This window comes from Rhodoferax ferrireducens (assembly GCF_031458075.1).
GTDB lineage: Bacteria > Pseudomonadota > Gammaproteobacteria > Burkholderiales > Burkholderiaceae_C > Rhodoferax_B > Rhodoferax_B ferrireducens_A.
This window is the reverse complement of record NZ_JAVDXT010000001.1, coordinates 412771-426012: the sequence shown is the minus strand read 5'-3', so window position 1 is coordinate 426012 and position 13242 is coordinate 412771. Positions and strand designations below refer to the sequence as shown.

Genomic DNA, 13242 nt, shown 5'->3' with positions numbered 1-13242 from the left:
TTACCCGAGTGACTTTTTATAGCGGCCTTCAACCAAGCGGTTGTAGCTCAGCATGACCACCAGGTTCGCCACCAGCAGGATCAGGGCGATGGCCGCACCCAGCGGCCAGTTCAGCTCGTGCAGGTACTCGTCGTAGACCACGGTGGCCACCATCTTCAGCCGCCGCCCGCCCAGCAGGCCGGGGATGGCAAACGAGCTGGCCGCCAGGCCGAAGACGATCAGGCTGCCCGACAAGATGCCGGGCATGACCTGCGGCAGCACGATGCGGCGCAAGGTGGTGAAGGGCGTGGCCTGCAGCGACAGCGCGGCGTTTTCCACGCCCGGGTCCAGCTTCTGCAGCGAGGTCCAGACCGGGATCACCATGAAGGGCAGCATCACATGCACCAGGGCCACCACCGCCGCGATTTCGGTGTACAGCATCTTGACCGGCCCCAGGCCCAACAGCTTCAGCGTGCCATTGACCAGACCCTCAGGTCCCAGCAACATGCTCCAGCCAAAGGCCCGCACCACCACCGACACCAGCAGCGGCGCCAGCACCACCAGCAGCAGTACCGAGCGCCAGGGATTGCCCATGCGGCTCAGGATGTAGGCCTCGGGCGCCCCCACGGCCACGCAGATCAGGGTGACCAGGCCGGAGATCCAGAAGGTGCGCCAGAAGATGCCGTAGTAATAGTCGTCGCTGAACACATGGGCGTAGTGCGCCAAGGTGAACTCGCCAGCCTTGACGCCGGTGACCGGGTCATAGGCATTGAAAGACAGCACGGCCGTCAGCCCCAACGGCACCAGCAGCAGCGCCACGAACAGAACCAATGCGGGGCCGGACAGCCACCAGGGCGTGGCCTTGCTCATGCGGCCTCCATGGCCGACAGCGCGGCCTCGTCGGCAGGCAATAAGCGGGTGCAGTGCATGGGCCAGTCGATGCCGACGGCATGGCCTTCATCCAGCGCCGGACGGCCATCGTTGGGGCTGAGCACCATCAGCTCGCCCACGGCCGTGGTCAGCGCATACAGCCACTGGCTGCCCAGGAAGAAGCGCTCGCGTACCGTACCGTCCAGCCGGCCGCGTCCGGCGTCCACCAATTGCAGCTTCTCTGGCCGCACGCTGAGCAGCACGGCCACACCGGGGCGGAAGCCCACATCGTCCACATCCACCGTGATCGGCCCCAGGTCCACGCGGGGCTGCGCACCACCGGCCACCATGCGCCCGGTCAGCAGATTGGCCTTGCCGACAAAGGTGGAGATGAAACGGGTGCTGGGGTGCTCGTAGACCCGGTGCGGGTGGTCGATCTGGGTGGCGCGGCCGCCCTCCATCACCACCACGCGGTCGCTGATGGACATGGCCTCGCTCTGGTCGTGCGTGACCATCACCGTGGTGGTGCCCACCTTGCGCTGGATCTTGCGCAGTTCGAACTGCATTTCCTCGCGCAGCTTGGCATCCAGATTCGACAAAGGCTCGTCCAGCAGCAGCACCGGCGGCTCGATCACCAGGGCACGGGCCAGGGCCACGCGCTGGCGCTGGCCGCCCGACAACTCGCGCGGGTAGCGGCTGGCATGGGCTTCGAGGTGCACCAGGGCCAGCGCCTCCTTGACGCGTTCGAGGCGCTCAGCCTTGGGCATCTTGCGCATCTCCAGGCCGAAGCTCACGTTGTCGGCCACCGTCATGTGCGGGAACAGTGCGTAGGTCTGGAACACGATGCCCAGGCCGCGGCTATTGGCCTTGGCATGGGTGATGTCGCGCCCGTCCAGCTCGATGCGCCCGTTGCTCACGGCCTCGAAGCCCGCGACCATTTGCAAGGTGGTGGTCTTGCCGCAACCCGAGGGGCCGAGCAGCGACACGAACTCGCCCTTTTCCACCGTGAGGTTCATGGCCGACACCGCACAGGTGCTGCCGTAAAACTTGGTCACGTTGCTGAGCTGGAGGAATGACATACGCGGGCCTTTCTTCTCGGTTCACAAGCAGCCGGGGCCTTGCGGAGCCCCGCTGTATGCCAGGTCTGCGGACGGGCGCACCCAGGTGGTGCGAGCAGCCATCCGCTTCGGATTGTTTGGCAATATCAATTCACTCTATTGCAATAAGCAAACCAACTTTCAGCGGGTATTCCATTAATCAGAATTTTTCTTTAATTTATTCCGTTCAATGAAATACTTATCGTAAACTCACAGAAAATTATTCCGCAGGAGAGTACTATGGAAACCCCTTCAACCGCCACCGGCGGGGTGCCGCGGGTCTTTGCCGTCATCCGGGCGCTCACCGCAGTGCAGGCCGAAGGTGGGCGCGTCACCCAATTGGCGCGCGCCGTCGGCCTGACGCAAGCCACCACGCACCGTTTGCTGCAGTCGCTGGTGGCCGAAGGCATGGTCGAGCAGGACGAGCGCAGCAAGCTGTACCGCCTCAGCATCGACTTCTTTGCGCTGGCCGCGGTTGCCGGCAACCCCGGCGATCTGCGCAGCCTGTGCCGCCCGGTACTGCTGCGCCTGTGTGCCAGCCTGGGCGACAGCATCTTTCTGCTGGCCCGCAGCGGATTTGATGCGGTGTGCCTGGACCGCAGCGAAGGCCCGTTCCCGATACGCTCGTTCACCGGCGACGTGGGCGGCCGCATCGCCCTGGGCGTGGGCCAGGGCGCGCTGGCCATATTGGCGTTTCTGCCCGAGGCAGAGCGCGAAGAGGTGATCCGCTTCAATCTGTCGCGGGTGCGCGAGTACGGCGTCTACGACGAGGTCTATCTGCGCACCGAGATCGAGCGCGTGCGCCAGCTCGGCTATGCGGGCCGCAACACCGGCCTGCTCGAAGGCATGGCCGGCGTGGCCGTGCCGATCTGCGACCGCGAAGGCCGGGCCGTGGCCGCCCTCAGCGTGGGCACGATTGCCGACCGCCTCAACGCCGACCGCATGCCAACCGTGGTCGAGCTACTGAAGCGCGAAGCCGCCAGCATCAGCCCCAAGATCCACCCCTTCGACGCCAGCCTGCGCCGGCCCGCACAGAGTTTGACCGGCTCCTCCTCCGGGCAAAAAATCCCCGCCCCCGGCTGATGGGCTGGCCCCGCCGCGCAAATAAATGTAAAACTCGTCGGCATGCCCCAGTGGGCAGGCGTTGCACAGCCCGGCGCTGTACGGCCTGCAGCCTGGCAGCGCCTACACTCTTTCGACTTACTGCCACCGGAACACCCCCATGAACTTGTTGAAACTCACGCCCATCGCCGTGTGCCTGGCCGCATCCGCCCTGCTGTTTTCTGCCAGCGCTGGCGCCCAAACGGCTGCTCCGGCGGCCCCGGCCAAGGCCACGCCGGAAATTACCGCCAAACAGGCCGAAGGCCAGCTCGCCGCAGCCGCCTGGCTGACCATGCTGGACCAGGGCAACTGGGGCGGCGCCTATGAGGCCTCCAGCCAGATCTTCCGCAACATGGTGCAGATCGGCCAGTGGATGGACAGCATTCCCGGCGTACGCAAGCCCTTCGGCGGCTACCAAAGCCGTACAGCGTCCGACGTGGTCTACAAAACCACGCTGCCAGGCCGACCCGATGGCGAATATGTGACGGCCATTTTCCAGACCGACTTCACAGAGAAAAAAGGCGTGGAAGAGCTCGTCACCACCGTCCGTGAAGCCGACGGCAAATGGCGGGTGATTGGCTACGCACCGCGCTAAACAGCTGCCTTCCGCCATGCTGCAACTGCTGGGCAAATCGCCCTCCATCAATGTCCGCAAAGTGCTGTGGCTGTGCGCCGAAATGGAATTGCCATACACACAGCAGGAATGGGGCACGGGCTTCCAGTCCACCGACACCGCGGATTTCCGCGCGCTGAACCCGAACGCCATGGTGCCCGTCATCCGCGACGGCGACTTTGTGCTGTGGGAATCGAATGCGATCTGCCGCTACCTGGCCGCACAGCACGGGCGTACCGACCTGCTGCCGACTGCGCCGCAGCCGCGGGCCCTGGTCGAACAATGGATGGATTGGCAGGCCACGGAGTTGAACAACGCCTGGCGCTACACGTTCATGGCCTTGGTGCGGCACAGCCCGGCCCACACCGACCCTGCAGCGATTGCCGCCAGCACGCAAAGCTGGAACCTGCACATGCAAATACTCGAAGGCCAGCTGCAGAAAACCGGTGCCTATGTAACCGGCGCCGACTTCACTCTGGCCGACATCGTGCTGGGGCTGGCGACCCACCGCTGGTGCATGGCGCCTATCGAGCGGCCCGAGCTACCCGCGGTGCACGCCTACTACGACCGCCTGAGCCTGCGCCCCGGCTTCCGCCTGCATGGTCGCAACGGCACACCCTAAGAAGCACTCCCCATGCCCACCTACGACTACGACTGCACCGCCTGCGGCAGCTTTGAAGCCTTTCGCAGTCTGGGCCAGCGCAACGAGCCGCTGGACTGCCCCGGCTGTGGCCTGGCCGCAGCCCGGCTCATGACCCTCAGCGCCGAACCCCGCCGGGCGGGCAGCGCGCATGCGCAAAGCGTGGAAAACAACTACAAGCGCTTGAGCCACCGCGCGGGCTGCGCCTGCTGCTAGGGCTTACGCCGCTCCAGCCGCGTCAATGCCCATGGGCCAGGCCGCTGACCAGGGTCACCAGGCCAATCCCCAGCAGCAGCCAGGCAATCTGCGCGGCGGTTTCGCGCGCGCTCAAGCGTTTTTGCAGCTGGGGAATCAGATCCGCCAGTGCCACATAGATGAAGCTGCTGGAAGCCACCACCAGAAAATACGGCAGCCAGTCGTGCAGCATGTCGACCAGGGCATAGCCCACCATGCCGCCCAGGGCCGTCACCGCACCGGCCAATGACACCTTGACCAGGGCCGCCCGGCGGTTGCTGGAACTGCCGCGCAGCACCACCAGATCGCCCATGTGGTGCGGTACCTCGTGCACCAGCACCGCCAGCGCCGCCACAAAGCCCAGCCGCATGTCGGCGATGAAGGCCGATGCAATCAGGATGCCGTCGCCAAAGGCATGCACACTGTCGCCGGTCAGCACCGCCCAGCTGCCGCCCTGGCGCGGTCCATGGGCGTGGCCGTGGTGATGGTGGTGCCCATGGTCATGGCCGGCATGCGCATCGGCCTGCGGCCCCTGGTGGTGCTCGTGGCCGTGGTGCCAGAGCTCGGCCTTGTCGAGCAGGAAGAAGAACACCAGCCCGACCAGCAAGGTGCCGAACAGCTCTTGCGCACCGGACTGGCTTTCAAACGCCTCGGGCAGCAGGTGCATGAAGGCGGTGGCCAACAAGGCGCCGGCCGCCAGACTCAGCATGTGCTGGGTGTACCGCGCCAGAATCCCGAAACTCAGCATGGCAGCCACCCAGACGCTGCCGATACCGGCGCACAGCGTGCCCAGCAATATTGCTACCAAAATCATAGCTACTTACGCCCGCCGAATATGCGCGGAGTGGTTGAAAAGTTATTAATAAGAACCGGCCGCAGCGGCCCCATCTGCAGGGCGCCCGAAGGTATCGATCTTAGCAACCCCGCCCGCCCACCATGCCACCTTGTGGATTACCGGCAATAAGGTCTGCGGAACTGCTCACAGCGGCGGCAGGCGCTGCTAGACTTTACAAAACAACCCGCTAGACACCGGGCCTTGCAGGCTTTACACATGATGGGCTTAGCGAATGGAAGCACCCCGGACTCTCCGCACATGGCCCACTTGGCTGGCGGTCGGCGCGCTGGTCGCCGCCGAGGCCGCGCTGGTCGGCCTGCTGGCCAGCCAGCCACTGGGCTGGCCGCTGGTACTGCTGCAGGCCGCGCTGACCGCCATCGCAGTGGCCTGGTGGCTGGCGCAGCGCGATGCGGCCCGGCTGTACCACCTGCAGCAGCACATCGGCGCCCAGCTGGGCGAGGCGCTGGACATCCTGCCCGACGACGCCACCTTTGCGCTGTTCGATGACCAGGAACGGCTGGTCCTGGTCAACCAGCGCTGCCGCAGCCTGCTGCCGCGCACGGCCGCGTTCATGCAACCCGGCATCACCTTCGAAGCCCTGCTGCGCCGCGCTATTGAGCTAGGCGAAATACCCGAGTCGGGTGGCAGAGAAAGCTGGGTCCAGAAGCGGCTATCCAGCTTCCGCACGCCCGGCGCGCCTTACACCCAGGAGCTGCCCAACGACCGCTGGATACGCATCAGCCAGCGCCGCCTGTCCGACGGCAGCACCGTGGTGCTGCGCGCCGACATCACCGATGCGATCCGCAAGGAACGGGCGCTGGAGCAGGCCCGGCTGCAGACCCAGCGCGCCCAGTCCCAGCTGTACGAGGCGCTGGAGGCCATGCCCATCGGCATGGAGCTGTTTGATGAACACGACCGGCTGGTCTACTTCAACCACAAGATGGGCCAGCTGCGGCCCTGGTTTTCACTGGACGAAGGCCGTGGCCAGACCTACGAGGCCCTGCTGCGCATCGGCCTGCGGCAAGGCTTTCCGCCCGACGCCATGGGCAACGAGGAAGCCTGGCTGGCCCAGCATCTGGCGCAGCGCGGCAAGCGCTGCCTGCCCGAGGTGCGCGGCTACCCCCACGGCCAATGGATGCACGCCTACGAGACCCGCACGCCCTCCGGCCACATCGTCGCCGTGCGGCTCGACATCACCGAGCTGGTACAGCAGCGCCAGGCCCTGGAGCAGGCCAACCAGCGGCTGGCCCTGCTGTCGGCCACCGACGGCCTGACCGGCATCGCCAACCGCCGGCATTTCGACGAAGTGCTGGCCACCGAATGGCTGCGCTGCGCGCGCCAGCACGAGACGCTGGCGCTGCTGCTGATCGACATCGACCACTTCAAGCTCTACAACGACCATTACGGCCATCTGGCCGGCGATGCCTGCCTGCGCCGCGTGGCCGAGCTGCTGGCCGGCTGCGTACGCCGTGCCGGCGAGCTGGTGGCCCGCTATGGCGGCGAAGAGTTCGTGCTGCTGCTGCCCAGCACCGACCGCGATGCCGCCCGCCTGGTAGCCCAGCACTGCATGGAGGCGCTGGCCCTGGAGCAGATTCCGCACCCGCGCTCGCCCACCGCCGGCCATGTGACGCTGAGCATAGGCATCGCCTACACCGTGCCGCAGCCCGAGCGCCTGCCCGAGACGCTGGTGGACGCCGCCGACACCGCCCTGTACCGCGCCAAGAACAGCGGACGGCAGCAGTTTGAGGTGAGCAGGGTCTAGGCCTTTTTAGGCCGCTGGCGCTTATTTAGCCTGCGGTGACAGCTATTGATTGCATAGCAATCAATGCGCTTTGTCCCAGTTCGGCCCCACCCCCACCTCGGCCAGCAAGGGCACCTTCAGGTCGGCCACGCCGGCCATTAGGCGCGGGATTTCGCTGCGCAGCCAATCGACCTCGCCCTCGGGCACTTCGAACACCAGTTCATCGTGCACCTGCATGACCATCTTGGTGCCGCGCTTTTCGTCGTCCAGCGTCTTTTGCACCGCCACCATGCTGAGCTTGATCAGGTCGGCGGCCGTGCCCTGCATGGGCGCATTGATGGCGGCGCGCTCGGCACCGGCGCGGCGCGGGCCGTTGGGGGAGTTGATCTCGGGCAGGTACAGACGCCGGCCCAGCACGGTTTCCACATAGCCCTGCTCCTTAGCCAAGGCCTTGGTTTCGTCCATATAGGTTTTGACGCCGGGGTAGCGCTGGAAGTAACGGTCGATGTAGTTCTTGGCCGCCGTGTTGTCTATGCCCAGATTGCGCGCCAGGCCATAGGCGCTCATGCCGTAGATCAGGCCGAAGTTGATCACCTTGGCGTAGCGGCGCTGCTCGCTGCTGACCTGCTCCACCGTCACGCCGAACACCTCGGCGGCAGTGGCGCGGTGCACGTCTATGCCTTCGTGGAAGGCGCGCAACAGCGACGCATCGCCGCTGATGTGGGCCATGATGCGCAGCTCGATCTGCGAGTAGTCGGCGCTGGCGATCACGCTGCCGGCGGGCGCCACAAAGGCCTCGCGCACGCGCCGGCCTTCGGGCGTGCGGATCGGGATGTTCTGCAGGTTGGGGTCGTTGCTGCTGAGCCGCCCGGTCACCGCCACCGCCTGCGCGTAATGGGTGTGCACCCGGCCGCTGCGCGGCAGGGTCAGCAGGGCCAGCTTGTCGGTATAGGTGCCCTTGAGCTTGCTCAAACCGCGGTGCTCCAAGATCTTGGCCGGCAGCGGATAGTCTTCGGCCAGCTTTTCCAGCACTTCTTCGTCGGTGCTGGGCGCGCCGGTCGCGGTCTTCTTGACCACTGGCAGGCCGAGCTTGGTGAAGAAGATTTCACCGATCTGCTTCGGGCTGCTGAGGTTGAACGGCTGGTCGGCCAGCACATGGGCTTCGGCCTCCAGCTGCAGGATGCGCGCACCCAGCTCGCCGCTCTGCTTGGCCAGCGTGGGGGCATCGATCAGCACGCCGTTGCGCTCTATGCGGTACAGGGCTTCGCTGGAGGCAATCTCCAGTTCGTAGATGCCGCGCAGCTTGGCGTCGGCCTCCAGCTGTGGCCACAAGAAGCGGTGCACGTCCAGCGTCATGTCCGCGTCTTCGCAGGCATATTCGGCGGTCTTTTCCACGTCCACCTGGTTGATGGTGAGCTGGTGCACGCCCTTGCCGCACAGGTCTTCGAAGCTGATGCCGCTGCGGCCCAGATGCCGCTCGGCCAGGCTGCTCAGGCCATGCGGCTTGTGCACTTCCAGCACATAGCTTTGCAGCATGGTGTCGTGGGCATAGCCCTGCACTTCGATACCGTGGTTGGCGAACACATGGCGGTCGTACTTGATGTTCTGGCCCAGCTTCAGCTTGGCCGGGTTTTCCAGCCAGGGCTTGAGCCTGGCCAGCACCTCGTCGCGCGGCAGCTGGGTGGGCGCGTCAGGGTAGTTGTGCGCCACCGGCACATAGGCGGCCTCGCCCGGCGTCACGCTGAAGCTGATGCCGACGATCTCGGCCACCATTTCATCGATGGAGTTGGTTTCGGTATCCAGCGCCACCAGCTCGGCGGCTTCCAGCTTGGCCAGCCAGGCGTCAAAGGCCTCCCAGCCCAGCACATTCTCGAAGCCTGGCGTGCGGCCAGGCGCTGCGGCGGGTTCGGCCGGCTCATCGAACAAGCCCGGCTCGGCGGGTGCGGCGGCCTTGGGTGTTTTGGCCGGCTTGGCGGGTGCCGGCTCGGCGGCGGCACCGTCCAGCTTGCTGGCCAGACCCTTGAAGCCGTATTGCTCGTAAAAAGCCTTGAGTGCGCCCGTATCCTGTGCGGTGTACGCTAGCAAATCGAGAGCAGGCAGGCCGTCGATGTGCTCCACCAAATCGCAGTCGGTCTTGATGGTCACCAGGCGGCGGCCCTGCGGCAGCCAGTCCACGGCGGCGCGCAGGTTCTCGCCGGCCACGCCCTTGATCTCGGTGGCGCGCTCCATCAGCGCGTCCAGTGAGCCGTATTCCATCAGCCACTTGGCGGCCGTCTTGGGGCCGACCTTGGCCACGCCGGGCACGTTGTCCACGGTGTCGCCCACCAGGGTCTGGTAGTCGATCATCAGGCTGGGCGGTACACCGAATTCGCTGGTCACGCCCGCCACGTCGCGGCGCTTGCCGTTCATGGTGTCGATGATGGTCACATGCTCGTTCACCAGCTGGCTCAAGTCCTTGTCGCCGCTGGAGACAATGACCTCGATGCCCTGGTCGCCGGCCACCCGGGCCAGCGTGCCGATCACGTCATCGGCCTCCACGCCCGGCACGGCCACCACCTTCCAGCCCAGCAGGCGCACCACTTCGTGCACCGGCTCGATCTGCGTGCGCAAGTCGTCCGGCATGGGGCTGCGCGTGGCCTTGTAGGCGGGGTACCACTCGTCGCGGAAGGTCGGGCCCTTGGCGTCGAAGATGCACACCGCGTAGTCGGCGCGCACTTCCTTGCGCAGGCTGGTCATCATGTTGACCATGCCGCGGATGGCGCCGGTGGCCGGGCTTTTCGGGTCGCCGGGTACGGCGCGCAGGTCGGGCATGGCGTGGAATGCGCGGTACAGGTAGCTGGAGCCATCGACCAGCAGCAGGGTTTTCTTGTTCGTCATGGGGGCATTTTGCCTGCGGGGGGCGCGGGCTTGCAGGCAGGTAAAGCCCGCCGCCAGGCTTGCTATTTAAACCATAGCTGCTAGCGCAGGCTTTACCTGCACCAGCGGCATAAAAGATATGCAAACACTGCGGTAGCCTCTCCACAAACCTTAATTACAATCAATTCTTATTACCATTTGCATTTGAGAATTCCAGCATGCCTTTCACCCGCTGCCGCCGCAGCATCCTGGCCTTGCTGCTCTGCGGGCTGGCCGCCAGCGCTGGCGCAGCCGACAAGGGCTCGGCCAAGCCCGCCGCTCCGCGCAAGCTGGCCGCCGACCTGGGCAGCGGCGCGGCCGATGGCGTATTCCCGCGCACGGTCGCGCACTACCAGGGCAAGACCGTGCTGGCCCGGCAACCGCTGCGCGTGGCCGTGCTGTCCACCGGGCAGAACGACGGCCTGCTGACACTCGGCCTGGTGCCCGCAGGCACGACCCGCGACGACCAGGGCCGGCTGTATGCCGACTACCTGGCCCAGGGCTTTGCATCGCGCCAGGCCGAGATGCGCCGCACCGCCGACCTGGGCGTGCGCAGTGCGCCCGACCTGGAGGTGCTGGCCGCCCTGCGCCCCGACCTGATCCTGGTCAACAAGGCCATGCTCACGCCGCAGATGCATGCCCTGTACCAGCGCATCGCGCCCACCGTGGTGACGCGCGGCAACGGCGTGAACTGGAAGATCGACTTTCTGCTGCTGGCCGACGCCCTGGGCCGCAGCGAGCAGGCCCGCGCCTGGCTCAAGCAGTACCACGCCGATGCCAGTGCCCTGGCCCAGCATTGGCCGGCCGATACAGCCCCCAGCGTGTCCTTCGTGCAGGCCAACGCCCAGCGCAACCGCATCATGGGCGTGCGCTCGTTTGCCGGCAGCATCGCCGAAGACGCCGGCCTGCAGCGCCCGCCCAGCCAGCGCTTCGCTGGCAATTCGCAGGACATCAGCGGCGAGCTGCTGGACCAGGCCGATGCCGACTGGGTCTTCTACGCCGCGCGCGACAAATCCCTCGGTGGCCTCACTGGTTCGCCGCTGTGGCCGCGCCTGCGCGGCGCGGCCCAGGGCCACGCCGTGCGCGTGGGGCTGGACCCGTTTTATCTGAACGCCGGCCCGCTGGCCGCGCGCACCGTGCTGGATGCGCTGGCGCGTACCGCAGCCACTGCATTGCCCAATCCATGACCGTCTTCCTCTCCACCACCCCGGCCCGCCGCGCCGCCCGGGGCCTGGGCCTGCTGTTGCTGCTGGCCGCGCTGCTGGGCCTGGTGCTGGCCAGCATTTCATTCGGCTCGCGGCCGATTCCACTGGCCCGTCTGTGGCAGCTGCTGTGGCAGCCGGACGGCAGCGTGGAATCGGCCATCGTCTGGCAGATGCGCATGCCACGTACCGCGCTCGGCCTGGCCGTGGGCGCGGCACTCGGCGTGGCCGGCGGCCTGATGCAGGCGCTGACGCGCAACCCGCTGGCCGACCCCGGCCTGCTGGGCATCAACGCTGGTGCGGCGCTGGCCGTGGTGCTGGCCATGTCGGTGCTGGGCATAGGCAGCTACATCGGTTATGTGGGCTTTGCGCTGCTGGGCGCGATGCTGGCCGCCGTGGGCGTGTATGTACTGAGCAGCGGTGCCGCGCCCAGCGCGCAGCGCGTGCGCCTGCTGCTGGCGGGCATGGCCATCAGCGCCAGCCTGGGTTCGTGCACCGGCATCGTCACCTTGTTCGACAGCAATACCTTTGACGCCTACCGCTTCTGGGTGGTGGGCGCGCTCGATGGTCGCAATGCCGACGTGCTGTGGCCCATGCTGCCCCTGGTGCTGGTGGGCTGCGCGATTGCGCTGTGGCAGGCTCGTGCGCTGGATGCCATTGCGCTGGGCGACGAGTTCGGCCAGGCCCTGGGCCTGCGGCTCAAGCCGGTACGCGTGTGGAGCTTCATCGCCATCGCCCTGCTGTGCGGCGCGGCCACGGCCGCGGCGGGGCCGATTGCGTTTGTGGGCCTGGTGATTCCGCATGCGGTGCGCCTGCTAGTGGGGCCGCACTGGCGCTGGATACTGCCCTACGGCCTGCTGGCCGGGCCCGTGCTGGTGCTGGGCAGCGACATCGTGGGCCGGCTGATCGCCGTGCCCAGTGAGATCGAGGTGGGCATCGTCACCGCCTTCATCGGCGCGCCGGTGCTGCTGGCCCTGGTGCAGCGCAGCCGGCGCGGGAGCGCGGTATGAACCTGCATCTGAACAGCGGCATCTGGGCCGAACTCGCACACCGCCGCACCCGCTTCACGCTCGGCGTTTTACTGATAGCCGGCCTGGCCGTCACCCTGCTGGGCCTGCGCCTGGGCAGCTACAACCTGCCCTGGGGCCGCCTCTTCAGCACCTTGTGGGGCGGCGGTGAAGACATGGGCCGCATGGTGTTGATCGACCTGCGCCTACCGCGCGCCCTGGTGGCCCTGGGCGCGGGCGCGGCACTGGCCACGGCCGGCGCCATCTTCCAGAGCCTGTCGCGCAACCCGCTGGCCAGCCCGGACATCATCGGCCTGACCACCGGTTCGGCCACTGGCGCACTGGTGATGATTCTCTGGCTCGGTGACCAGGCACTCAACGTGCCGCTGGGCGCGCTGGTCGGCGGCCTGGCCACGGTCGCGCTGGTCTATCTGTTCAGCCTGCAGCGCGGCATGCAGGGGCAGCGGCTGGTGCTGATCGGCCTGGCGGTCGCCGCCATGCTGGCCTCGGTCAACGACTTCCTGCTGACCCGCGCCGAGCTGGACCAAGCGCTGCAGGCCAAGATGTGGCTGCACGGCAGCCTGCAAGGCAGCGGCTGGCTGCAGGCCCAGCGCCTGGGCCTGGGCTGCGCCCTGCTGCTGCCGCTGGCCTGGCTGCTCAGCCCGCGCCTGCGCCTGCTGGAGATGGGCGATGAACTGGCCACCAGCCTGGGCCTGAACGTAGGCCGCAGCCATGCCTATCTGACCCTGGTGGCCGTGGCCTTGACCGCGCTGGCGATTGCCTGCGCCGGGCCGATCGGCTTCATCGCGCTTGCCGCGCCGCAGCTCGCGCGCCGCCTGTGCCGCGCCCCCGGCATCGGCCTGTGGAGCGCCACCCTAGTCGGCGCCGTGTTGTGCGCCAGCGCCGACCTGCTGGCAAGGCTGGTGCTGGCGCCTTTCCAGATTCCCGTCGGCCTGGTTACCAGCGCACTGGGTGGCGCCTACCTCATTTATTTACTCGCCCGCGAGTGGCGGCAGCACGACCTCTGA

The 13242-nt window shown here is 66.8% G+C and carries 12 protein-coding genes; 8 read left to right on the top strand and 4 right to left on the bottom strand.

What is annotated here, in order from left to right:
* Together J2X19_RS02075 and J2X19_RS02070 are read right to left on the bottom strand one after the other, a co-directional pair.
* Window positions 1-849, bottom strand: coding sequence for an ABC transporter permease (locus J2X19_RS02075; protein ID WP_310370184.1), 849 nt, complete (start codon window positions 847-849; stop codon window positions 1-3).
* Entirely contained in the window at window positions 846-1928 is a 1083-nt protein-coding gene (locus J2X19_RS02070) for an ABC transporter ATP-binding protein (RefSeq protein WP_310370182.1), read from the bottom strand. The genes J2X19_RS02075 and J2X19_RS02070 overlap by 4 nt, the downstream gene beginning before the upstream one ends.
* A 258-nt stretch (window positions 1929-2186) precedes the next feature.
* Here J2X19_RS02070 and J2X19_RS02065 point away from each other — a divergent pair, with 258 nt between their 5' ends.
* The 4 genes from J2X19_RS02065 to J2X19_RS02050 all read left to right on the top strand — a co-directional run bounded on the left by J2X19_RS02065 (window position 2187) and on the right by J2X19_RS02050 (window position 4516).
* Window positions 2187-3029, top strand: coding sequence for an IclR family transcriptional regulator (locus tag J2X19_RS02065; RefSeq protein ID WP_310370180.1), 843 nt, complete (start codon window positions 2187-2189; stop codon window positions 3027-3029).
* A gap of 139 nt (window positions 3030-3168) precedes the next feature.
* Window positions 3169-3642: a DUF4019 domain-containing protein gene (locus J2X19_RS02060; RefSeq protein WP_116606014.1), complete on the top strand. Its 474-nt coding sequence runs from the start codon at window positions 3169-3171 to the stop codon at window positions 3640-3642.
* A gap of 16 nt (window positions 3643-3658) precedes the next feature.
* Entirely contained in the window at window positions 3659-4282 is a 624-nt protein-coding gene (locus tag J2X19_RS02055; RefSeq protein WP_310370177.1) for a glutathione S-transferase family protein, read from the top strand.
* A gap of 12 nt (window positions 4283-4294) precedes the next feature.
* Complete coding sequence (locus J2X19_RS02050) at window positions 4295-4516, top strand: FmdB family zinc ribbon protein (RefSeq protein ID WP_310370175.1); 222 nt, start codon at window positions 4295-4297, stop codon at window positions 4514-4516.
* Window positions 4517-4538: 22 nt separating this feature from the next.
* On the opposite strand, the gene J2X19_RS02045 is transcribed toward J2X19_RS02050, so the two are convergent.
* Window positions 4539-5348 (bottom strand): ZIP family metal transporter, encoded by an 810-nt coding sequence (locus tag J2X19_RS02045; protein WP_310370173.1) that lies wholly within the window; start codon window positions 5346-5348, stop codon window positions 4539-4541.
* Between the two features lie 253 nt (window positions 5349-5601).
* Between J2X19_RS02045 and J2X19_RS02040 the strand changes: the two genes are divergently transcribed.
* On the top strand, window positions 5602-7131 hold the full coding sequence (locus J2X19_RS02040) for a GGDEF domain-containing protein (protein WP_310370171.1): 1530 nt from the start codon (window positions 5602-5604) through the stop codon (window positions 7129-7131).
* 60 nt (window positions 7132-7191) lie between these two features.
* On the opposite strand, the gene polA is transcribed toward J2X19_RS02040, so the two are convergent.
* Window positions 7192-9987, bottom strand: a complete 2796-nt coding sequence (gene polA / locus J2X19_RS02035) for a DNA polymerase I (protein WP_310370169.1) — start codon at window positions 9985-9987, stop codon at window positions 7192-7194.
* A 197-nt stretch (window positions 9988-10184) separates the two neighbouring features.
* Here polA and J2X19_RS02030 point away from each other — a divergent pair, with 197 nt between their 5' ends.
* From J2X19_RS02030 to J2X19_RS02020, 3 genes are read left to right on the top strand one after another with little or no spacing between them, the layout of a single operon-like run.
* Window positions 10185-11192 (top strand): iron-siderophore ABC transporter substrate-binding protein, encoded by a 1008-nt coding sequence (locus J2X19_RS02030; protein WP_310370167.1) that lies wholly within the window; start codon window positions 10185-10187, stop codon window positions 11190-11192.
* Window positions 11189-12217, top strand: coding sequence for a FecCD family ABC transporter permease (locus J2X19_RS02025; RefSeq protein ID WP_310370165.1), 1029 nt, complete (start codon window positions 11189-11191; stop codon window positions 12215-12217). The genes J2X19_RS02030 and J2X19_RS02025 overlap by 4 nt, the downstream gene beginning before the upstream one ends.
* Complete coding sequence (locus J2X19_RS02020; RefSeq protein WP_310370163.1) at window positions 12214-13242, top strand: FecCD family ABC transporter permease; 1029 nt, start codon at window positions 12214-12216, stop codon at window positions 13240-13242. The genes J2X19_RS02025 and J2X19_RS02020 overlap by 4 nt, the downstream gene beginning before the upstream one ends.